The 20,361-nt window shown below is 65.7% G+C and carries 18 protein-coding genes and 1 pseudogene; 9 read left to right on the forward strand and 10 right to left on the reverse strand.

What is annotated here, in order from left to right; all coding sequences use genetic code 11:
* Positions 1-42 precede the first annotated feature (42 nt).
* The 5 genes and pseudogenes from AKJ09_RS08215 to AKJ09_RS08235 all read left to right on the forward strand — a co-directional run bounded on the left by AKJ09_RS08215 (position 43) and on the right by AKJ09_RS08235 (position 7,428).
* Entirely contained in the window at positions 43-411 is a 369-nt protein-coding gene (locus AKJ09_RS08215; RefSeq protein ID WP_146646631.1) for a winged helix-turn-helix transcriptional regulator, read from the forward strand.
* Positions 412-768: 357 nt separating this feature from the next.
* Positions 769-2,235 (forward strand): TolC family protein, encoded by a 1,467-nt coding sequence (locus tag AKJ09_RS08220; RefSeq protein ID WP_146646632.1) that lies wholly within the window; start codon positions 769-771, stop codon positions 2,233-2,235.
* A 140-nt stretch (positions 2,236-2,375) separates the two neighbouring features.
* Positions 2,376-3,350 (forward strand): annotated as a pseudogene (locus AKJ09_RS54715) (efflux RND transporter periplasmic adaptor subunit); the annotation flags it as partial.
* A 205-nt stretch (positions 3,351-3,555) separates the two neighbouring features.
* On the forward strand, positions 3,556-6,681 hold the full coding sequence (locus tag AKJ09_RS08230) for an efflux RND transporter permease subunit (RefSeq protein WP_146646634.1): 3,126 nt from the start codon (positions 3,556-3,558) through the stop codon (positions 6,679-6,681).
* Positions 6,682-6,789: 108 nt separating this feature from the next.
* Entirely contained in the window at positions 6,790-7,428 is a 639-nt protein-coding gene (locus tag AKJ09_RS08235) for a hypothetical protein (protein WP_146646635.1), read from the forward strand.
* Here AKJ09_RS08235 and AKJ09_RS08240 read toward each other — a convergent pair.
* From AKJ09_RS08240 to AKJ09_RS08250, 3 genes are all read right to left on the reverse strand, one after another.
* Complete coding sequence (locus AKJ09_RS08240; protein WP_146646636.1) at positions 7,425-8,018, reverse strand: transposase; 594 nt, start codon at positions 8,016-8,018, stop codon at positions 7,425-7,427. The genes AKJ09_RS08235 and AKJ09_RS08240 overlap by 4 nt on opposite strands.
* Before the next feature lie 702 nt (positions 8,019-8,720).
* Positions 8,721-9,407: an MgtC/SapB family protein gene (locus AKJ09_RS08245; RefSeq protein WP_146646637.1), complete on the reverse strand. Its 687-nt coding sequence runs from the start codon at positions 9,405-9,407 to the stop codon at positions 8,721-8,723.
* Positions 9,407-9,973, reverse strand: a complete 567-nt coding sequence (locus tag AKJ09_RS08250; protein WP_146646638.1) for a hypothetical protein — start codon at positions 9,971-9,973, stop codon at positions 9,407-9,409. The genes AKJ09_RS08245 and AKJ09_RS08250 overlap by 1 nt, the downstream gene beginning before the upstream one ends.
* A gap of 279 nt (positions 9,974-10,252) precedes the next feature.
* Between AKJ09_RS08250 and AKJ09_RS08255 the strand changes: the two genes are divergently transcribed.
* The 3 genes from AKJ09_RS08255 to AKJ09_RS08265 all read left to right on the forward strand — a co-directional run bounded on the left by AKJ09_RS08255 (position 10,253) and on the right by AKJ09_RS08265 (position 11,796).
* The gene (locus AKJ09_RS08255; protein WP_146646639.1) at positions 10,253-10,492 is read left to right on the forward strand and encodes a hypothetical protein; all 240 of its coding nucleotides are present in this window, start codon (positions 10,253-10,255) and stop codon (positions 10,490-10,492) included.
* 129 nt (positions 10,493-10,621) lie between these two features.
* On the forward strand, positions 10,622-11,560 hold the full coding sequence (gene grxD / locus AKJ09_RS55510) for a Grx4 family monothiol glutaredoxin (RefSeq protein ID WP_146646640.1): 939 nt from the start codon (positions 10,622-10,624) through the stop codon (positions 11,558-11,560).
* The gene (locus AKJ09_RS08265; protein WP_146646641.1) at positions 11,560-11,796 is read left to right on the forward strand and encodes a BolA/IbaG family iron-sulfur metabolism protein; all 237 of its coding nucleotides are present in this window, start codon (positions 11,560-11,562) and stop codon (positions 11,794-11,796) included. The genes grxD and AKJ09_RS08265 overlap by 1 nt, the downstream gene beginning before the upstream one ends.
* Positions 11,797-11,799: 3 nt before the next feature.
* Here AKJ09_RS08265 and AKJ09_RS52790 read toward each other — a convergent pair whose 3' ends face one another.
* Entirely contained in the window at positions 11,800-12,600 is an 801-nt protein-coding gene (locus AKJ09_RS52790) for a hypothetical protein (RefSeq protein ID WP_169927372.1), read from the reverse strand.
* Between the two features lie 59 nt (positions 12,601-12,659).
* The gene (locus AKJ09_RS08270; protein ID WP_169927373.1) at positions 12,660-14,471 is read right to left on the reverse strand and encodes an AMP-dependent synthetase/ligase; all 1,812 of its coding nucleotides are present in this window, start codon (positions 14,469-14,471) and stop codon (positions 12,660-12,662) included.
* A 302-nt stretch (positions 14,472-14,773) separates the two neighbouring features.
* Here AKJ09_RS08270 and AKJ09_RS08275 point away from each other — a divergent pair, with 302 nt between their 5' ends.
* Positions 14,774-15,547: a formylglycine-generating enzyme family protein gene (locus tag AKJ09_RS08275; RefSeq protein ID WP_169927374.1), complete on the forward strand. Its 774-nt coding sequence runs from the start codon at positions 14,774-14,776 to the stop codon at positions 15,545-15,547.
* A 10-nt stretch (positions 15,548-15,557) separates the two neighbouring features.
* Here the strand turns inward: AKJ09_RS08275 and AKJ09_RS08280 are convergent, their stop codons facing one another.
* From AKJ09_RS08280 to AKJ09_RS08300, 5 genes are all read right to left on the reverse strand, one after another.
* Complete coding sequence (locus AKJ09_RS08280; RefSeq protein ID WP_146646644.1) at positions 15,558-16,550, reverse strand: M50 family metallopeptidase; 993 nt, start codon at positions 16,548-16,550, stop codon at positions 15,558-15,560.
* Positions 16,551-16,594: 44 nt separating this feature from the next.
* Positions 16,595-17,122 (reverse strand): response regulator, encoded by a 528-nt coding sequence (locus AKJ09_RS08285; protein WP_169927375.1) that lies wholly within the window; start codon positions 17,120-17,122, stop codon positions 16,595-16,597.
* Positions 17,123-17,444: 322 nt separating this feature from the next.
* Entirely contained in the window at positions 17,445-18,119 is a 675-nt protein-coding gene (locus tag AKJ09_RS08290; protein WP_146646646.1) for an alpha/beta family hydrolase, read from the reverse strand.
* A gap of 44 nt (positions 18,120-18,163) precedes the next feature.
* Positions 18,164-19,063: a hypothetical protein gene (locus AKJ09_RS08295; protein ID WP_146646647.1), complete on the reverse strand. Its 900-nt coding sequence runs from the start codon at positions 19,061-19,063 to the stop codon at positions 18,164-18,166.
* Positions 19,064-19,123: 60 nt separating this feature from the next.
* Positions 19,124-20,311, reverse strand: coding sequence for an oxygenase MpaB family protein (locus tag AKJ09_RS08300; RefSeq protein ID WP_146646648.1), 1,188 nt, complete (start codon positions 20,309-20,311; stop codon positions 19,124-19,126).
* Positions 20,312-20,361: the final 50 nt, after the last annotated feature.

The following is a 20,361-nucleotide window of genomic DNA, read 5'->3' on the forward strand; positions in this document are numbered from 1 at the left end:
CACCTTTTTGTCTAATACACACCAAATGGTAAGTAATTGAGCATGACGCGCTCGGCAGACCGACGAGGCCCGTACATTTGTGGCATCGACGCCGCGATGGATGTGGTGACCGGAAAATGGAAGTCGCTGATCCTCTGGGAGCTCGACCAGCACGGCACGCGACGCTTTGGTGTGCTCAAGCGGGGTCTCCCGGGCATCAGCGAGAAGATGCTGATTCAGCAGCTCCGCGAGATGGAGGAGGACGGCCTCGTCGATCGCGAGGTCTTTCGCGAAGTCCCTCCACGCGTGGAGTATTCACTGACGGCCCAGGGCAAATCGCTCAACGCCGCCCTACGGCCGCTCGGCGCGTGGGGCAAGGAACGCATCAAGCGGATCAAGGCGCGGATGGTGACGGTCGACTCGGCGGAGTAGCGCGCGCCGAACCGGTAAGCGCGCCGACCGACGCACGTTCGGCACTCCGCCCTACAGGGCCCTCGCCGACGTTCGAGAGCGCTCATTTCGTGAATCGGCAGCGCTTCGCGTAGGCGCCTCGCGAGATCGTTGCAAAAGACCACACGCAAGCACTTACCTCGGCTTTTTCAGGCCGTTCGAAGGGAGCGAGCAGACCCACCTCGGATGCGATACGAGACGTCCGCAAAAGGCGGCGGTTCGTCGGATAACCCTCCCGCGCGGCGCCCGCCGGCTTGCCTTGGATGGGCTCGCCAACGAGCATGATCGCGCTCGCCGTCCGTCCGGGGGTTACGCGTGAGCTCGGAGGAAGACCGTCGAATGCGTTCTCGGCACCTGTTTGCGCTCGCCCTGCTGCTCTGGCCGGCAGGCGCGAACGCCCAGGGAGCATCTCCCGCCAAGCCCGCGTCTCCTCAGGCTGCTCCGGCAACGAAGCCTGCGGCGGCTGCCCCTCCGGCTCCGACTCCGAAGAATGCCGAGCAACCGGCCACGGCCGATGCGCCTCCGGGTACGGCAGAAGCGGATGCCGCCGAGGCGGCGCGTAACGCGGAGAAGCCCGGTCCCTCGATCCGTCTGGAGGATGCGATTCGTCTCGCCCTCGAGAACAACGAACGCGCACTCAAGGCTCCTCTGCGCGTGCAGACCGCCGAGGGTCAGCTCGATCGTGCGCGGACTGCCTTCTACCCGTCACTCGTCGCCGGCGGCTCGGGCGTGTGGCGCGCAACCGAAGATCGCGCGGGCAACAACATCACGACGAGCGGCACCGTCACGCTCAGCCAGCCCATTCTCGCGCCCAGCGCGTTTCCTCAGTATTCGCAGTCGAGCCACCAGCTCGAATCGGAGAAGTGGGGCGCCGCGCAGGACAAGCGGCAACTCGCGTTCGATACCGCGAAGTCCTACCTCCAGGTGCTCACTGCCGAGCGCGTGCTCGAAGCCGCAAACCGTCGTGTCGACCGCGCGCGCCAGAACCTCGCAGACGCCGAGGCTCGTGGCTCCGCGCAGCTCACGAGCACGAACGACGCCACGCGATCGCGCATCGACCTCGCCACCGCGCTCTCGCAGGTCGCCCAGGCCGAGGGCAGCATGCAGAAGACGCGTCTGCAGCTCGAATTCCTGATGGGCAAGAAGCTCGAAGGAGGGCTCGCCGCGCCCGATCGCACGACGGCCTCCGCCGAGCGCTACGGCGGCACCCCTGCTGCGACGCTCTCGGCCGCCATCGATCGAAGGCCGGACGTTCGTTCGAGCCATGAGCGCACCGAGGCCCTCCGTGCGAGCGCGCGTGAGCCGCTCTATCGACTCATTCCGAGCGTCAATGCGCAGGGGCAGATGCGCATCCTCCCCGCTCCACTTGCCACCGAGAAGGCGCTCGACGAAACGGTCACGCTCAACCTGACCTGGACGATCTTCGACGCCGCTGCACGCTACGCCGATCGGAAAACGCGCCTCGCGCAAGCCAATAGCCAGGCACTCGACGAGCAGCTCCTGAAGCGCTCCGTCGAGACCGACGTGAAGATCGCCATCGTCGCCCTTCGCACGGCGCGCCAGTCGTACACGATTGCGAACGACGCGCTGGTGTCGGCGCAGAAGAACGTCGAGGAGACCGAGATCCTCTATCGCCAAGGCCTCGCCAAGGCGCTCGAAGTCACCGACGCGAACTCCAAACGGTTCGACGCGGAGGTCAACCGCGCGACCGCAAAGCTCCAGATGGAACAAGCCTATCTCGATCTCCGAAACGCACTCGGCTTCGGACCGATCGACGACGACAATTCGAACGCAGGTGCACGATGAACCGCGCCCGGCTGCTCTTTCTTTGCTGCTTCGTCCCGCTCACTCCCCTCGCGTTCATCGCCTGCAAGAAGTCCGAATCGGCTTCTGCCGAGCCCGCCGGTAAAAAGGGTGGTCGCGGAATGATGGGAGACGGCGGCACCATGTTCGCCGTCGACATCCTCAGGGTCGACGCCAAGAAGCTCGCCTACGTCGTCCAGGCTCCCGGAACGCTCGACGCCTTCGAGAGCGTGCAGGTCACCGCGCGCGTCTCGGGCGCCGTCGATCGCGTCGGCTTCCGCGAAGGTCAGGAGGTCAAGAAGGGCGACGTGCTCGTCGTCATCGACTCCGAGCGCTACCAGCTGTCGGTCAACAGCGCGAAAGCGGCTCTCGCCAAGGCGGACGCCGCGCAGAAGGACACCGAGGCGATGGTCCAGCGCCGCGAAGGCGCGAGCGATCAACACCCCGGCCTCATCCCCGGCGAAGAGCTCGCCACCTATCGCACGAAGAGCCTCACCGCCCAGGCGGACACCGCCGTGGCGAACGAGAACGTGAAGATCGCGCAGCTGAACCTGCGCGACTCGTCGGTGCGTGCGCCGATCGGCGGCGTCATCCAGACGCGCACCGTCGAGACCGGTCAGTACGTGAACGCGGGCTACGTGATGGCCACCCTGCTCCGCGCCGATCCGCTGCTTCTCCGCTTCAACGTCGAGCCGCAGGAAGCGCCGCGCATCAAGCCAGGCATGATCGCGAAGTTCACGATGCGCGAGACGCAGAACGCATTCCAAGCGGAGATCTCGCTCGTCGGCGGCGCGGCCGATCCCGTGACCCACATGGTGCCGATCACGGCGCAGATCGACACGAAGGACCACCGTTATTGGCTGCGTCCGGGCTCGTTCTGCGACGTCACCATCGACGTCGGCGCAACGCGCGATGCTCCCGTGATCCCGCGCTCGGCGACGCGCGCAACCGACCACGGCTACGTCACCTACGTCGCCAACCCCGACACGAACACCGCCGAAGAGCGCGTCATCACCCTCGGCATGAGCTCGAAGGACGGCTGGGTCGAAGTCCGCACAGGTCTCAAGGACGGCGATTACATCGTCGTACGCGGCGCCGAAGCCCTCACGAACGGCGCTCGCATTCGACCGAGCAAGGTCACGGCCCTCGACGGCGGCCAGCCTTCCCTCCCGACGACAGTGTCGACGCAGGCCCTGCCTTCCCGCGCAATGCGGGTGGTCAAGGCGGTGACGGTGGTGGCGGCAAGCGAGGCGGCGGTGGTGGCGGCGGCGACGGCGGAGCCCACGCAGGACGTGGAGGCGCCGGCAAAGAAGGAGCGCCGTAGTGAGCATCACCGACGTATCCATCAAGAATCCCGTCTTCGCCTGGATGATCATGGCGAGCACGATGCTCTTCGGCATCGTTGCACTCTCGCGCATCGGCATCAGCCAGTTCCCCGACGTCGACTACCCGAACATCTCCGTTTCGATCTCGTGGCCCGGCGCCTCGCCGCCCGCGGTCGAGCGCGAGATCGTCGAGCCAATCGAACAGGCCATTTCGCAAGTCGAGGGCGTCCAGCAAATCGCCTCGTCGGCCCGCGCGGGTAATGCCCGCATCACCGCGACGTTCGACATGTCGCGCAACGTCGACCTCGCGCTGCAGGATATCCAGGCGCGCGTGGCCGCGGCGCAGCGCTCGCTGCCGAAGGACGTCCCGGCTGCGACCGTCTCCAAGTCGAACCCCGACGATCAGCCCATTTTGCAGATCGCCGTCACCGGCCCCTATTCGCGGCAGATGCTCGCGGACGTGGCCCGCTACCAGGTGCAAGAGCGCCTGCAAACGGTGCCGGGCGTCGGCCAGATCACGCTCAGCGGTTACCTGAACCGCAACGTGCGTATCTGGCTCGACGCAAGCAAGCTCGCCGAAAAGAACGTCGTCGCCAACGACATCATCAACGCGATCCGCACCGAGCACGTCGACGTGCCCGGCGGTCAGCTCGATGCCGGCGGTCGCCAGCTCGACGTGCGTCTGCTCGGTGAAGCGCTCGACCTCGAGACGTTCAAGAAGATCGTCGTCAAGAAGTCGAAGCCCTCGCCCGTTTACCTCGAAGACGTGGCGCTCGTCGAAGACGGCTTCGAAGACGCGACCTCGATCGCACGCCTCGACGGCGTTCCGCTGCAGGCTCTCGGCATCCTCAAGCAGCGCGGCACGAACGCCGTCGCAGTTGCCGACGGCGTCCGCGCGAAGGTCAACGAGATCCAAAGCACGCTCCCGGAAGGCATGAAGGTCGAAGTTCTCTTCGACTCCACCGTCTTCATCTCCGAATCCGTGCACGAGCTCGAGCTCGAGCTCGTCATGGCCGTCGCGCTCACCGCGCTCGTGTGCTGGCTGTTCCTTGGGTCGCTCTCGAGCACGATGAACGTCGTCCTCGCGATCCCGATGTCGCTCCTCGGCACGGTGGCCACGACCTACTTCTTCGGCTTCACGCTCAACACGTTCACGCTGCTCGGCCTCTCCTTGGCCGTCGGCCTCGTCGTCGACGACGCCGTCATGGTCATGGAGAACATCTATCGCCACGCCGAGATGGGCAAGAACCGCGTCCGCGCCGCCTCCGACGGCACGAAGGAAATCACGACCGCCGCCCTCGCCGCCACGCTCGCCGTCATCGCCATCTTCATGCCGGTCATCTTCATGAACGGCGTCATCGGCAAGTTCTTCTTCCAGTTCGGCGTGACGCTGTCGGTCGCCGTCATGCTCTCGTACTTCGAGGCCATCACGCTCGCGCCGGCGCGCTGCGCGCAGATGCTGAACACCTCGCGCGAGGGCCGTTCGAAGCTCGGCATCGCCGTCGACAAGGGTTTCAGCGCACTCGAGCGCTTCTATGCGCGCATCCTGCGAGGCGCGCTAACCCACCCGGTGAAGGTGCTCGTCTCGGCGATCATCATTCTCGCCGCCACCTCCACGCTCGCCACGCGCATCAAGACGGAGTTCATCCCCTCGCAGGACCAGAGCCGCCTCAACGTGCGCCTCTCGACCGAAGCCGGTTCGACGCCCGTCGCCGCGCAGCCGCTTCTCGCGCGCGCCGAGGAGCGCATCGCCAAGCACCCCGAGATTGCGCGCATGCTCGTGACGCTCTCGGGCACCTCCGGTCAGATCTCGCTCACGCTCGTTCCGCCGGAGGAGCGCAAGGTCACCGCCCAGGAGCTCATGATGACGCTCCGCAAAGATCTCCAGGGCATCGCCGGCCTTCGCGCGTCCATCCAGGATCCCTCGCAGCAAGGCTTCGGCGCGAGCAAGGGCTCGCCCGTCGACTTCACCATCCGCGGCGCCGATTGGGACGTCCTCGTTGCGTCCGCCACGAAGCTGAAGACGGAGCTCGAGTCGAGCGGCATGGTCACCGACATAAACTCCGACTACCAGATGGGCGCGTCGGAGCTCCAGATCATCCCCGACCGCCGCCGCGCCACCGACCTCGGCGTGTCGGTCAACGATCTCGGCACCACCATCAGCGCCCTCGTCGGCGGAAACACCATCGGTAAGTACTCGACCGAGGGTCGCCGCGTCGACGTCCGCATGCGCCTGCTCGCGTCGCAGCGCACGCGCCCGGAAGATCTCTCGCTCATCATGATGCGCAGCGGAAACAGCCAGCTCGTGCCGCTGTCGCTGCTCGTGACCGAACAGGAGACGCCCGTTCTCCAGACCATCAGCCGCCTCGATCGCGAGCGCGCGATCAGCATCACCGCCAACGTGGGCCCCGGCCACTCGCAGGCCGAGGCAATGGCCAAGGTCGCCGAGCTCGGCAAGGAGCTGCCTCTCGGCATCCGCGTCGTCGCAGGCGGTCAGGCCTCGCAGCTCCAAGAGACCACCAGCGGCCTCTGGTTCGCCCTCGGCGTCGGCATTCTCGTCGCGTACATGGTGCTCGCGAGCCAGTTCAACTCGTTCCTGCACCCGGTCACCGTTCTGACGATTCTTCCGCTCGCCATTTCGGGCGCCATCCTCGGTCTCTTCGTCACGGGCAAGTCGCTGAACCTCTTCAGCATGATCGGCCTCTTGCTCCTCATGGGCATCGTGAAGAAGAACTCGATCCTGCTCGTCGAGTATGCCGAACAGGTGCGTGAGCACGAAGGACTGCCGTTCTGGGAGGCCATGCTCAAGGCCGGTCCGCTCCGCTTGCGTCCGATCTTGATGACCACCGTGGCCACGATGATGTCGGCCGTTCCTCCGATCCTCGGCCTCGGCCCGGGCACCGAAACACGCAGCCCGATGGCCGCGGCCGTCCTCGGCGGTCTCGTCGTCTCCACGATCCTGAGCCTCCTCGTCGTCCCCGCCTTCTACGTCGTGGCGCTCCGCATCCGCGGAAAGCTAATCAAGGACAAGCCGCCGGAGGAGATTCACGACCACGCGCCCGCGCACGGAGAACTCACGCCGCGGCACTCCGAGCGCCAGCCGCGCACCAACGTGGGTCACTAACCGTTCTCGCCCTGGCGAACGGGCGTTCACACGGCTCGCAGTCTGTGCACCGCGTTCCCTGATCCTGGGGGCTGCGGAGGAGGCATGTTCGTTGCCTTTCGCCGCGCCATGCGCACTTCGCCAGTGTTCTTTCTTCTGCTCGCCGCGCTGCTCGCCGCCTGCGGCCCGCACCGCGCCGCCATGGTCGGCTACGAGATGCGGGATACGGAGTTCTCTTTGCAACCGGAGGAGACGCACCTCGAGACGAGTGTCGTCGGTCCAATCGATCTCGCAGTGGGACGACACCAGGTACCGAAGGACAGCGTCGTCGGCGGCCTCGCCGAGTCGTACGTGGTTCTGGGCATTCGGTTCCCCTTTCGGGTCGGCGATGTCGAGGGCGCGTTGACCAACGGAGTCGACGGGCTCGCGACGGGCATGCAGACCATGGGGCAGTTGCGCTCGCAGCGTCGCGTCGACGGCCCGGGCTTCATCGGCACGGAGCTGATGATCGACGGAACGAGCGGCCCGCACGAGGGACGAGCGATCTACGTGCGTCTCTACGTGGTTCAAGACGCCTTCTTCATCCTCGCCGCTGCCGCCGACGAGCGGCCCGCAGGCTCGGGCGAGGCGAAGTACTTCGAGGGGCGGCGGACGCGCTTCTTCGATGCCTTTCGCGCCACGACTCCGGCCGACGGATCGGTTCGACAGCTCACCCGAGACGAGGCACAAGCGATCACGAAGCGTTTGGTGTCCGTGGCGGCGCTCTAACCACGCCAACCGCTGCCGTGTTCCTCGGCTATGACGACCACTCTCGACTCGAGTGGAGGTCGCGCTTTTGCCCGGTTCTGCGGGACGCCGACCGGGATGGGATGGTGCTTCTTGTAGTTGGCAATCACGTAGACGAGCCCATTTCGAACCTGGCGCGGAGAGGTGAAATCGCGCCGGTGATAGCGGTCGGACCAGATCCCGGCTCGCTGGAGGCCGAGGAGTTTCTTGAGACGCCGCGAAACGCGCACCGTAAAGCTCTTCATCCCTCGCTCGAGCGCGCGCTTGTCCGAAGCTTCGACGATCGCGTGAACATGATCCGATTGAATCGAGTACTCGACGATTTGGAAGTCGTCGCGCCGCGTCGATCTCACGGCGTTCTCCACGAGCTTCGCCAGCAGTTCGCTGCGAAAGCTCGGTAGTCCGCGCGAAACTCGAAGCGTGACATGCACCGGATGCCGGAAGTCATGTTCCGGACGCGCACGATGCCTTGCCCGTGGCCGCACGCCTGGTTTTCGGCCCGCATTCGGACGCGCACCTCCACGCGTGCGTCGAACGACATCCGTCAGAAGCGAGAGCTGCGTTCCACTCATCGTGCCCTCCCTGGTCACGTCGAACCGCGCGGGCGAACGTAATCGACGAGTCGACCTTCTGGCTCGATGGAACGCTGCACGCACCTGGGCGCGTGTCGGTGTCTAGCCACGCGTCGATGCGTTCGGTGAGCGAAAGACGGCACGTATCTTCAGTGCCAACGGCCGGACATTTCTCGACGTCCCCAATTGCCGCCGTATCCGCCCGAACTCAACGCGATCGAGGGTGTTTGGCAGGTCACGAAGAAGACGACATCCATGAATCAAGGCCGCTTTCCATCCAGATCGGACCTCCTGTGAGGAGCCTCCCTGGACCTCACGGAGAACCAGTGGAAGATGACCCGAAGAAGCTCGTCGGGAGGGCGGCAGCGGACGCCCCGCTCCTCGAGCCGCTCGGATGCGCGACCGAACTCGTGGTTCAGCTCGTTCGCACAGTTCGAATGAGATTCAAACGGCGTCGATGGCCCGTGCGCCGCCGCCCGGTCCCGCCGAGTTCGACGTCAGCGAAAACTGCCCGAACGACAGAAAGCGCGGTTCGGCCCTTTCGAGACAGTGCTGCCAGTACTCCACCGGCGCCCTTGCGCGAGAAACCCGCAGTGAGCAAGCCCCGCGCAGCGCGAACTCCACAGCGCTCGAGATAGGGGCTGCGATGACGCCGGCTTGGCGATGCTCGAAAGCGTCGGTGTGAGCCGACGCCCGACGGCACTAGACGTTCTGCACGCGGATGCGTTTGACGCCGGGGACCGTCTCGACGCACTCGGTGAGCTTCGGCACGCCGATGGAGAGCGGCATCTGCACGTCGAACTTGGCAACGAGGCGCTTCTTGTCTTCGCCGAGGCGCTTTTCGTATTCGAGGTCGGTCACGACCGCACCGAGGCCCGTCAATGCGGCGACGAGCGTGGTGATGCCCTGTCCGTCGTCGTTCAAGACGACCTCGAGATGGCGGCGGAGCAGGTTGTCGTTCTTGTCTTCGAACTTGCGAAGAATGGTGAGCGCGGCGATGCCCATCATGGTCACGAAGACGGCGATGACGTACATCCCTGCGCCGGCGCACATGCCGATCGCGGTGACCAGCCAAAGGCCCGCGGCGGTGGTCAGCCCTTGGATGGAGAGACCGTTGCGGAGAATGGCGCCGCCGGCGAGAAAGCCGATCGCCGACACGACCGAGGCGGCGATACGCGAGGCGTCGACTTCCACCAGATCGTCTTTGCCGTACGCCTGCCAGTAGACGAACTGCGAGGAGATGACCATGAAGGTGGCCGCCGCCAGCGCCACGATGAGGTGCGTGCGGAGACCGACCGGACGCCGGTGAACGTCGCGTTCGTAGCCAATCACGCCGCCGAGCGCCGCACCGACGGCAATTCTCGCGACCAGCGCGCCGGTCGCGAGCATCAGACCTCCCTCACGGGCGAGAACACGCGGAACGCCACCATCGCGAGCGCCACCGCCGCGACCTGCGCCACGACGAGCTGCTGGACGGTGAAGAGGAAGCCGTGCGGCGCGTGGTCGAGATGCCACATGCCCGACGTCGCCCGATAGGCCGTCACGAGCAGTAGACTCGCGGCGAGCGCGCGGAGATCGGCGCCGCGCGCCATGCCGAACACCAGCGCGAGCACCCCGAACGTGGCCACGAGGTCGTTCACGAGCTGGGCCGGCCCCTCCGACAGCCAGGGAAACGCGAGACCGCTTCCACGGAGCACCTGGTGGACCAGGGCAATGCCGAGGAGCGCGCCGAAGCCCTGCGTAGCCACGTACGTCATGCACGGGACGCCGCGCGCGCGCGTCGTGAAGACCAGCACCAGGACCGAGAGGAGCGTCACGAGCGCGTTGGCAGCGAGCGCGACCTGGAGATTCCCCTCCGAGACCCGCTCCCCGACGATTCCCCCACTCACCGCGACGGCCAAAAAGAAGCCGCTCAGTAGAGGTGTGACGAGGGACAAAAACTGCCGCGCCGACATGCTGACCTCCGAAATGCCCGTCCTGTGCGAGTGTGCGAGCCTGCGTCCGATTGACCGAACTCGGCCCAAACCTCCTCGGCTCCTCGGGCGGGCGTGCACCCGCCTCGTGACGCCGCGAGACGCCGCGAGACCCGGGCCTCTGTCGAGGTCATCAGTGCACCCGCGAATCAACCACTATGGTTAGCGAGGGCGCGACCGTCAATCACGAATGGCCCACGCGATGCAGCCTCCGCGACGCCCGCTCCGCCGGGTGAACCTTGGAACGAAAGGAGGCTCGCGATGGCCAAGTGTGACAGTTGCGGCAACGACTATGACAAGGCCTTCAAGGTCGACGTTGGCGGCCGCTCGATGACCTTCGACTGCTTCGAATGCGCGATTCAGATGCTCGCGCCGATCTGCGCTTCCTGCGGGGTGAGGATCGTCGGGCACGGCGTCGAAAGCGCGGCGAGCGTCTACTGCTGTGCCAATTGCGCCCGGAAAGCGGGAGAACGCCAGCTTCAGGACCGGATCAGCGTCTGATCGGTCGGCCCCGGCTCGTCCCGACCCGCTCTTGGAGACGGTTTCAGGCCCGTTTCGGTCACGCGCGGGGGAGGAGCCCCGAAGTTCCCTTGACGGCCCGGTGAGTCCGCGTAAACCCTTCTTTTCGTCATGCTCACCGATGCGCTCCGCCAGCAGTTCGATGACCTCGTGAACAAGAACGAGGTCGTGCTCTTCATGAAGGGCAACAAGCACTTCCCGCAGTGCGGTTTCTCCGCCCAGGTCGTGGGGATCCTCAAACAGATGGGAACCAAGTTCGAGAGCGTGAACGTGCTCGCGGATCCCGCGGTGCGCGACGGCATCAAGGAGTACTCGAACTGGCCGACCATCCCTCAGCTCTACGTGAAGGGCGAGTTCGTCGGCGGCTGCGACATCGTCAAAGAGATGTTCGCTACGGGTGAGCTCCAGAAGAAGCTCGGCGTGCAAGTCGCGCAAGTCTCGGAGGGCAAGCCGGCCAGCGCGCCGGACATCACCCTCGACGACGGCGCGGCCAAGGCCATCAAGGCGGCCGACGAGGGCAACGGAGAGATGCTCCGCCTCGAGATCAGCGCCGACTTCCAGTACGAGCTCTACTTCGGCCCGAAAGAGGCGAGCGATCTCGTCTCGACGTCGAACGGCGTCTCGATCCTCTTCGACGCGGCAAGCGCCGAGCGCGCCAAGGGTCTCCGCATCAGCTGGGTCGAAACGGCCGACGGCGGCGCCTTCAAGATCGAGAACCCGAACGAGCCCGCACGCGTGAAGTCGCTTTCGGCCCCCGAGGTCAAGGCGTGGCTCGACCAGGGCAAGAGCTTCGAGTTCTTCGACGTGCGCGGCGAGGATGAGCGCAAGATCGCCAAGATCGAGCAGGCCAAGCCGCTCGACGCTGCAGGCGAGAAGCACCTCGCCGGCGTCGCGAAGGACACGCCCATCGTGTTCCACTGCCACCACGGCATGCGCAGCCGCAACGCGGCCGAGCGCTTCCTCCGTGAGGGGTACACCAACCTGTACAACCTCGAAGGCGGCATCGAGGCGTGGTCCCAGAAGGTCGACCCGAAGGTCGCGCGCTACTGATGGCCTCCACGGAAGACGCGCTCAAGAGCGCCATCCTCGACAAGATCCCCGACGCTCACGTGGACGTGACCTCCGGCTCGGGCGGTCACTTCACGCTAAACGTCGTCTCGCCTGTGTTCGAGGGCAAAGGCATGCTGGAGAGCCAGCGCCTCGTGCTCGGCGCGATTGCCCACCTCATGAAGGGCGACAACGCGCCGGTGCACGCCATCGACACCTTGAAGACGCGCGCTCGCTGAGCGTCAGCGCGTAACCTTGCCCACTTGCACGGGTGCCCGCTTGCCCGTGAGGGGCTGCGGGCGCGGAGCCACTACGCCCGTCAGCGGCATGGCCTTCGGCGGGAGCTCGCCGAGCTTCGCGGTAACCGTCGGAGCCGTGGGGGGCGTCGGGTCGGAAGGCGGCGCGGTCGTCCCCATCGCCGACGGTTCGGGGGGCGGAAGCGGCTGGATTCCTCCGGCCACAATCCCCTGGGTGTGGCACGTCTCGCGACCGAACGCGATCGCCGTGGCCGCCGCCATCGCGCCCGCCCCCGCGATGGCGAGCGCGAGCTTCTTGCGGCGCTTCTTCTTCACCCCCTCCGGGCAGTCCTGCGTGAGGATCGTGCCGTCCGCGCGCTGGTAGTAACGCACGCACATCTCACCACCGGCGTGCTTTTCGAGCAGCGCCTCGGCCGCATCCCGCGAGAGCGAGGAGAGGTTGTAGACGTTCTTCTCGCAGCTCAGACAGAAGCGAACGTGCTCGTCGCCGACCATCTTGTCCCAGCTCGCCGAGCACGGACTCGCGACGCGCACCTGGTCGAGGAGCGGCAGCGCACGTTTCGGCACCCCGCCGTTCCTGAGCCGCGCGTCGACGCCCTCGAGCTCGCGAGCCAGCTGCTCTTCCCTCGCCTTGAGCGTCGAGAGCTCGGTGGCCTGCTGGCGTACCCCGGCGAGCTCTTTCTCGAGTGATTCCTTGCGCTCGCGGAGCGCGTCGAGCTCGCTGCGATAGGGCGAGCCGGCCTGGCCCGCATGAGGGGTGTTCGGGGTCGAGTTCGTCGTGCTCACGGAGAGGTCAGACGTGCCTCGACCCCGGAAGTTTTGGACGGTTCGGGATTTCGCGCGGGTCAGCTTGCGGCGTCGGCGACGCCCTCGGCGTAGAGTGCCTCGATCTCCGACCGGTACTTCTCGTTGACCACCTTGCGCTTCACCTTCATGGTCGGCGTCAGCTCGCCGCCGTCGATGGTGAACTCCGACGGCACGATGGTGAACCGCTTGATGGTCTGAACGCGCGCGAGCTTCTCGTTCACGTCTTCGATCTGCTTCTCGAGATGCCGGCGGAAGACGTCGCAGCTCGCCGCCTCGGCGATCGTCTTGGCGGCGCTACCTGCAAGCGCGGCCTCCGTCTGAATGCGCTCCGGATCGAGCGTGAGGAGCGCCGCGAGATACTTGCGACGATCGCCCACGACGACGGCCTGCGCCACGATGGGGATCCCCTTGAGGAGGCCCTCGAGCACCTGGGGCGCGATGTTCTCGCCGCCGGCGGTGATGAGGAGGTCCTTCTTTCGATCGGTGATCTGGAGAAAGCCGTCCTTGTCGAGCGTGCCGATGTCTCCGGTGTGGAGCCAGCCCTCGTCGTCGATGGCGTTCTTCGTCGACTCGGGATCTTTCAAATACCCCTTGAAGACGTGCTTTCCGCGCAGACAGATCTCGCCATCTTCGGCGATCTTGAGCTCGGTGCCCGGAAGGACCACACCGCACTTTCCCGTTCGATAGCGATCGGGCGGGGAATAGGTGGCCGGCCCGGCGCACTCGCTCATGCCGTAGACCTCGAGAATCGGAATCCCGAGAGCGAGGAAGAATTCGAGCGTATCGCGCGAGATGGGCGCCGCGCTCGTCACGCAAATCGAGGCGCGATCGAGCCCCAGCCGCTGGCGAACTTTGTCGAACACGAGCTTCTTCGCGAGCGGATACAGCAGCGGTTTCGCCTCACGGCGCTGCTCGGCATAACCGCCCGCAAGTCCGGTTTTGCGCGCCCAGGCCACGAGCTTCTTGCGAATCGGCGGTGCGTTCGTGCCCGCGGCGACCATCTTTGCCTGGATCTTCTCCCACACGCGCGGAACGCCCATGAAGAGCGTGGGCCGCACCTCCGACAGGTTCTCACCGAGCTTCTCGAGGCTCTCGGCGAAATAGAGAATCGAGCCCATGGCCATCGGGCCGTGCACGCTGAGCAACTGCTCGGCGATGTGGCTGAGCGGTAAGTAGCTCAGCGTGACCTGCTCACCGGGAACGACGCCGAGCGCATCCAGGATCACGCGCGCGGTCCACACGATGTTCTCGTGCGAGATCATCACGGCCTTCGGCTCACCCGTGGTGCCCGAGGTGTAGATGAGCGTGCAGACCGAATCCTTGTTCTGCGCGGCGATGCGGGCGTCGAGCTCGGCCTGCGGGACTTCATCGCCGAGCTTCAGGAACGCTTCCCACGTCAGAACGCGAAGACGGCCGTGCTGAGCGGGCACCTTCGCATCGTGGTTCATGAGAACCACGGCCTCGAGGTGCGGAAGGTTCGCCTCCTCCGCGACGAACTTCGCGAGCTGCTCGGCAGTATCGGCAAAAGCGACCTTCGCCTCGCAGTGATGTGTGATGTAACGGACCTGCTCGGCGGTGTTCGTCGTGTAAATGCCGGCCGGCATCGCCCCCGCGAGGACGGCCCCGACGTCAGCCATGAGCCACTCGGGCGAGTTGTACCCGATGAGCGTGACGCCCTTGCCGGCCTCTACGCCGAGCTTCATGAGCGCACGACCGGCGCGCCTCACGTCCTTCGCGTACGCCGACCACGTCGTCGTCCGCCACCCCCCGTTTCGCTTCACCCGGAGCGCGGGCTTGTCGCCGAACTTGCGCTCCGTTTCCGCGAGGACCTCATGAACCATCGTCGGCATGAGGCGAGTGTAATGAGTCGAGAGACGACAGTTAACTGCCTGGTGCGATGCGGCACGGCCGTCATCCCCGTCGTGTCGAAATGAGACGTCGCGAGACGTTGCATGCAACGCGTCAGACCCGAGCTCACGACCTCGCGAGCCGAGGACGAGGTCCGGCTGCGGCCTCCTCATTCGCTCACGAAAACTGGCCGAACGCGCTTCGGAGGCTCACAATTTCGAAAGAGCTCCTGGAGGGTGAAGTTTTGTTCCTCCAACATCCGTTCGTCAGAGTCCTCTCGATCTCGGCTTTTCTCGGCGTCGCGATGGCCCCCGCAGACGCTCCGAACGGCGGAATCGCTTCTGCCGGAAGCGGCAAAGAGCGATCCGACCCCGGACCGATCCGAAGTCCGGAGAGGCCCGCGCCCACGCAGAGTCCGTCTTCGCCGGACGCCTGCCCGACCGGCATGGTGCTCATCGAAGGCGAGTACTGCTCCGACGCCGAGCAAGTTTGTCTCAAATGGCTCGACCCGCCCCCGTACCAGAACCTCCGATGCGGAGAATATGCAAAGCCGGTCAAGTGCCGCTCCCCGCGGCAGGCGCGCCGCTTCTGCATCGACCGTGAGGAGTACGCCGAACCGAGCTCCGATCCGAAGAGCGCGATGCCGCTGGTCAACAAGAGCTGGCTCGAAGCGAAGGCGATTTGCGAAGGCCGCAGCGCTCGTCTCTGCAAGGAGACCGAGTGGGAATTCGCATGCGAAGGTCCCGAGATGAGCCCCTACCCCTACGGGTTCAAGCGTGACTCGAACGCGTGCAACATCGATCGCACGGACCTCGGCGGACCGAACGGGCGCCTCACCGATCACCGCGCGCCGCTCTCCGCGTTCCCGAACTGCGTGAGCCCCTTCGACGTCCACGACATGGTCGGCAACGTCGACGAGTGGGTCGAGCGAGAGCACGTGGCGGCGCCCAACCGCTCGGCGCTACGCGGCGGATGGTGGCTGCCCGGACGCAACCGCTGCCGCGCAGCGACCTTGCATCACAGCGAAAGCTACGCCGCCAAGCAGGTTGGCTTTCGCTGCTGCCAAGACGGTCCGTAGTGCGGTCGAGTCAGGCGCCGAAGTCGTTCGCCATGCGCGGGCGCATCGACGCAATGAGTTGGTCGAGACGACTCGCATCGTCGGTACGGCCCAGCTCACGCGCGGTCTTCGCGTAACGTTCGAGCTCGCCGGAGCCGATGAGCAGGCGCTCGCTCTCGAGCATGGGCACGAGCATGGCCCATTCCCCCTCGAGCATCAGCGCATACGCGAACAAGCGAAGACCGATCTGGCGCAGCTCTTCGGACGCCTGCGGAACGAGCGCCGGACGGAGCAGCGCGATGGCCCTTGCCCCGTCGTGGGCGTCGAGCGCCGCATACGCTTGCTGGATCGCCGAGCCGAGCGCCACATTGGCAACGCGTGAGTCGCCCGTGCGGAGCGCCTGCACGTTCGTGTACATGAAGAGGCCGCAGAGAAACGCGCCCCACATCCCGTGCGTGGAGAGCGCGTAGAGGAGCCCCAAACCGCCCACGCCGATCGAGACGTAGCGCGCAGGCTTCTCGCCGTTGCCCTTCGTGACGATCTGCAGGAAGGACCGCATCACGTTGCCGCCGTCGAGCGGCAGCATGGGAATCAGGTTGAGGATGCCCCAACCGACGTTGACCCAAAGCGCCATTCGCACGATGACCGCGACCATCGGCGTCGGCTCCGTCAGACCGTATCGAGCAGCGGCGAAGATCAACCCACCGAGCACGAAGCCCGCAAACGGCCCGGCGAGGCTGATCGCGATGCGGCGAGCGTGCCCGACGTCTTTCGGGTCCTGCCACGAGGTGGCGCCGCCCATACCGTGGAGCTCGATCGCCGGCTGGAGGCCGAAAGCTCGACCGACGAGGGCATGGCCAAGCTCGTGCACGAGTACGGAGACGAACACGATGATGGCCCACGCGAGGAGCGCGCGGGCGTCCGTATGGCCGTTCTCATCCTGCAAGGACGCGCCGAGAAGCAGGACGAGGAGGAGGAACGGCGCACGAACGCGAACGGGGATACTGCCGAGCCGGAACTGCACGCAGCAATCCTAGCGCAAGCTACGTGCACTTGCCGCGGATGACCTCACACGACGATCTTGCGGATCTTTGCAACGATCTCCGGCACCGGCGTCTTCTTCACCACGTACTGACAAGCGCCGAGCACGAGCGCCTGCGTCACGTCCTGGGCGCTGTCGCGCGTGGAGAGGAACATGATCTGAACGCGCTTGAGCGCGGGGACGTTGCGAACGAGCTTCGCGAGCGTGAAGCCATCGAGCCGCGGCATCGTCGTCTCGCTCACGATCATCGCCAGCGAAGGCAGCGTGGGTGCGATCTCGAGAGCCTCCATGCCATCGCGCGCTTCGACGATGTCGTAGAACGATTCGAGCTGCGCACGAATGCGCGCGCGCATCTCTGCATCTTGATCGACGAGCATGACGGTCTTACGTCCAGTGCCTGGAGCAACCGAGCCAGGAAGCGAAGACGTGCGCGACAGACCGCCACCGGCAATGGCCTGCGCTTCGGTGAGTGCATCCTTCAAGGAACGTGGTGATGGGATGGACGATGCGGGCGGTCGACCCGTCGGAGGCGGGCGCTTCGTATTGAAAGTCATCTCGTGCCTTCGAGTGGCTCGCAGGGTGCGGTGTTTGGATGCGCACGGCCGGCAACGCCGGTAACCGTTCACATGCTCCGTGCCCGGATGACGCAGGAAGCGATCCATCCAAGCGGCTTCCCTTCGCCTAACGGATCTCGAAGCAAATGGGTCGTCGCGCGTGCACGTGAATGAAACTAGCGCGGCAACGCAATTTTCCACGTTTTTCACGTGGGGTGCATCGCGCCCGGAATGCTTTCAGATTCCACGTATTCGCACGCGAGAACCGCATGCGGACAGTATCGTTCCGGGGCGGCAACTTGGCATTTGAGGTCTAAAAGCCTCAGGCGCCAAGAACGAATTGCGCAATGTCGTCGGCCGCGGACGCGAGCTCTTTCTCCTGGCGCTCGGCTCCCTCTCGCTTGAGGAGCGCCAGCGAGTGATCGCCACCATCGACGCGATGCACACGTGCATTCTGCATCTTCTTCACGAGCGCGGCGATCTCCTTCGCCGTCCCGAGCTCGTCGCGCGTGCCCTGGACGAACAGCGTCGGAATCGGGATCCTTGGCAGATGCTCGTCACGACGCATTTTGGGCTTCCCCGGCGGATGAAGCGGGTACCCGAGCAGGACGAGCCCGTCGAACGTCGAACCGTCCGCGGAGGCAGCGATCTGCGAAGCGATGCGCCCGCCCATCGACTTGCCACCGATGACGAGCCGCGACGTCGGCAACCCCACCCGCGCCCGAACGCTGGCGATGGCCGCACGCCAGCATGCCTCGAGGAGCTCGTTGCGATCGGGCATCTTCCGGCCGCGCTCGGTGTAGACGAAGTTGAAGGTCACCACGTCGATGCCGCGGGCCGAAACGCGCTTGGCCATGTCGAGCATGAACGGATGCGTCTGCGGTGCACCGGCGCCGTGAGCGAGAATCAGCGTCGCTCGCTTGGGCTCCTTCGCGCGATAGACGAGCGCCGTGACGGGACCATGGGAGCCGACTTCGAATTTGAACGAAGATGCCACGACGAGCGAACCATAGACCGTCGTGGCCTCACTCGAAAGTCGCCTCAGATGGTGAGGACCCACTTGGTCCACGGCGTGTTGGCCGCCGCGGGGGTCATTCCGAGCACCGCCTCGAAGGCCTTCTCGCCGGTCGGGTCGACCGCGACGGTATCGCGCCAGCGCCGGTAGAACGGCCAGAGCTTTCCGCGCTCGTCGAGCCACTGGCACACGTAGCGCGCCATGGCGTAGTGGAGATCCTCGGCGTCGTCGCGGAAGGTCTCGTCGGCCATCCCGAAGAGCACGTCGAGCCGCGCGTGCTCTTTCTCCGCCGATGTGAGCGCCCTCCTCAACCGCGGGTGACGCCAGTTCTTCGCGCCGTGAATCTCGCCGGGTCTGGGAATCACCGGCTGCTCGAAGACCGAAGCGATGCCTTCGTTGAGCCACGTGGGCGCGCGAGGAAAGTCCGATTCGACGAGCGGGTGCACGAGCTCATGGGTCAGCGTGCCGAGGCCGAGCCCGGCGTTCATCACCATCGAGCGATCGGCAGGGTGATAGAAGCCGTAGTGCGCGATGCACGGCGCGCCGTAGCGAGCTTTGCAGAAGCGCTCGTACCCCTGGGCGTTCGGAAAGAGATAGACGCTGATCGCCTCGGATGGCTTTCGATCGAAGCGGCCATTGAGATAACCGGCCATCGCATTCCGCACGAGCGCCACGCTCTGGTCGAAGCCGGCGCCCTGGAAGCCGGGCGGTCCGATGAGCACGAACACGCCTTCGACGGTGGTGACGCTGGTTCGCGCGCCGAGCTCGCCGCGAGCCTTGGCGGCACGACGATCACGGTCGGCCGCGACGTCGTACGAATCGTCGGCGACCGCCGGGCGCGCCTGGAGCACCAAGAAGCCGGCTATCGCGGCCATCGCGGCCATCGAGAAATGGATGCGCATGCCCTTCCGTCGAATCTCGGACACGAAGTGTGACGGAAGCTTGGTCGGAAAAACTCCCGAAGCGGTTTCGTGCCCGTTCCCCGGTCAGGCGGCGTGGGCGCCGAGGCGCTCGGGCAGAGCGAATTCGTAGGTGGCGCCGGCCAGGCCGATCTCCACCACGCGATCCCAGTAGTTCGCACCGGCCGCGATGGCCGTCCGGTCGGCGAAGGGAACCACGCGCTTGAAGCGCTCGACGCCCGCCACGAGCCGCTTCATCGCCGGGATGGCGTACTGGAACGACGTTCGGCCGATACCGAGCTTGTCGGACATCTCGTTGCCGAGAAGCTCGCGACTGATCGCGAGCCCGAAGGCGACTTTGCGATCAGCATCGCGCTTTTCCTTCGGCGTCACGACCTTGTCGTAGGCCGACTCGAACAGGGCACGCGTCAGATCGCGCGAGTCCTGGTCGGGATCGGCGGTGGTCGCCTCCATCATCGATGCGAGGCGCGTCGCGTCGGGCTCGCACGTCGGCAGAATCTCGTCGTCGACGCCGATCAGGCGCCCGCCCCAGCGCCAGAGGTGCATGTAATGTTCGGCTTCCTCGTGCTCGACGCGCATGCCGAGCTTGCGAAGGCCGTCGAGCATCGCCACCGAGAAGAGGAGCGTGGTGCCCGCCATGTCGTGCTGGTTGATGGGCGCTCCCCACGCGTCCGCATTCCAGCGCTTGCTCTTGAGGATCATCCTGCGGACTTGCGCGTGGATGAGGCGCACCTTGAGCGTGATCTGCCAGCCGTCGGCGAACGGACGCATGCCGCGAGGACGACACACCGCCTGGACGAAGCGCGCCGTCTCGTTCACGCGCCGCGTGGCCTGCTCCTTGAGACGCCCCGACATGACGAGCGGCTTGTTCCCTGCGGGCGACGCGTAGCCCAGAATCAGCGAACGCGAGCCAAGCACGGCGCCACCGATCATGCCTGCGCGGAGGAGTAGCTCACCACCGCGATCGCACGCGTCCCAGTCGACCCACAGCGGGACGTACTCCGCTTCCTCGAGCAGCTCGCGGATGGCAAGCGGAGCGTCCGGGATGGTACGAGCGCCACGTGCCAGGCCCCGCTCGAAGAGGCGCCACCCTTCGCCGCGCGGCAACGCTTCGATCGCGTCGACGACCGCATCCGCGCGAGGGTCGACCCGCGAGAGGAATTGTCCCAACCGATCGATCCGCTCGCCGAAGCGGGACCGTGCTGCAGGGAGATTCACGAAGCGCGACGGATATCCGCTCACGCCCATGATCATGTCACGCTTCCCGCCGCGTCACAGAGGGAAGTTGCCACGGTGGAGCTCCT

This window comes from Labilithrix luteola (assembly GCF_001263205.1).
GTDB classification, from domain to species: Bacteria; Myxococcota_A; Polyangia; order Polyangiales; family Polyangiaceae; genus Labilithrix; species Labilithrix luteola.

Bases quoted from the DNA above. Each gene is read 5' to 3' on its own strand.
- AKJ09_RS08215 (WP_146646631.1), top strand. From the start codon at position 43: ATGACGCGCTCGGCAGACCGACGAGGCCCGTACATTTGTGGCATCGAC.
- AKJ09_RS08220 (WP_146646632.1), top strand. From the start codon at position 769: ATGCGTTCTCGGCACCTGTTTGCGCTCGCCCTGCTGCTCTGGCCGGCA.
- AKJ09_RS08235 (WP_146646635.1), top strand. From the start codon at position 6,790: ATGCGCACTTCGCCAGTGTTCTTTCTTCTGCTCGCCGCGCTGCTCGCC.
- AKJ09_RS08240 (WP_146646636.1), bottom strand. From the start codon at position 8,018: ATGAGTGGAACGCAGCTCTCGCTTCTGACGGATGTCGTTCGACGCACG.
- AKJ09_RS08245 (WP_146646637.1), bottom strand. From the start codon at position 9,407: ATGCTCGCGACCGGCGCGCTGGTCGCGAGAATTGCCGTCGGTGCGGCG.
- AKJ09_RS08250 (WP_146646638.1), bottom strand. From the start codon at position 9,973: ATGTCGGCGCGGCAGTTTTTGTCCCTCGTCACACCTCTACTGAGCGGC.
- AKJ09_RS08255 (WP_146646639.1), top strand. From the start codon at position 10,253: ATGGCCAAGTGTGACAGTTGCGGCAACGACTATGACAAGGCCTTCAAG.
- grxD (WP_146646640.1), top strand. From the start codon at position 10,622: ATGCTCACCGATGCGCTCCGCCAGCAGTTCGATGACCTCGTGAACAAG.
- AKJ09_RS08265 (WP_146646641.1), top strand. From the start codon at position 11,560: ATGGCCTCCACGGAAGACGCGCTCAAGAGCGCCATCCTCGACAAGATC.
- AKJ09_RS08270 (WP_169927373.1), bottom strand. From the start codon at position 14,471: ATGCCGACGATGGTTCATGAGGTCCTCGCGGAAACGGAGCGCAAGTTC.
- AKJ09_RS08275 (WP_169927374.1), top strand. From the start codon at position 14,774: ATGGCCCCCGCAGACGCTCCGAACGGCGGAATCGCTTCTGCCGGAAGC.
- AKJ09_RS08285 (WP_169927375.1), bottom strand. From the start codon at position 17,122: ATGACTTTCAATACGAAGCGCCCGCCTCCGACGGGTCGACCGCCCGCA.
- AKJ09_RS08300 (WP_146646648.1), bottom strand. From the start codon at position 20,311: ATGATCATGGGCGTGAGCGGATATCCGTCGCGCTTCGTGAATCTCCCT.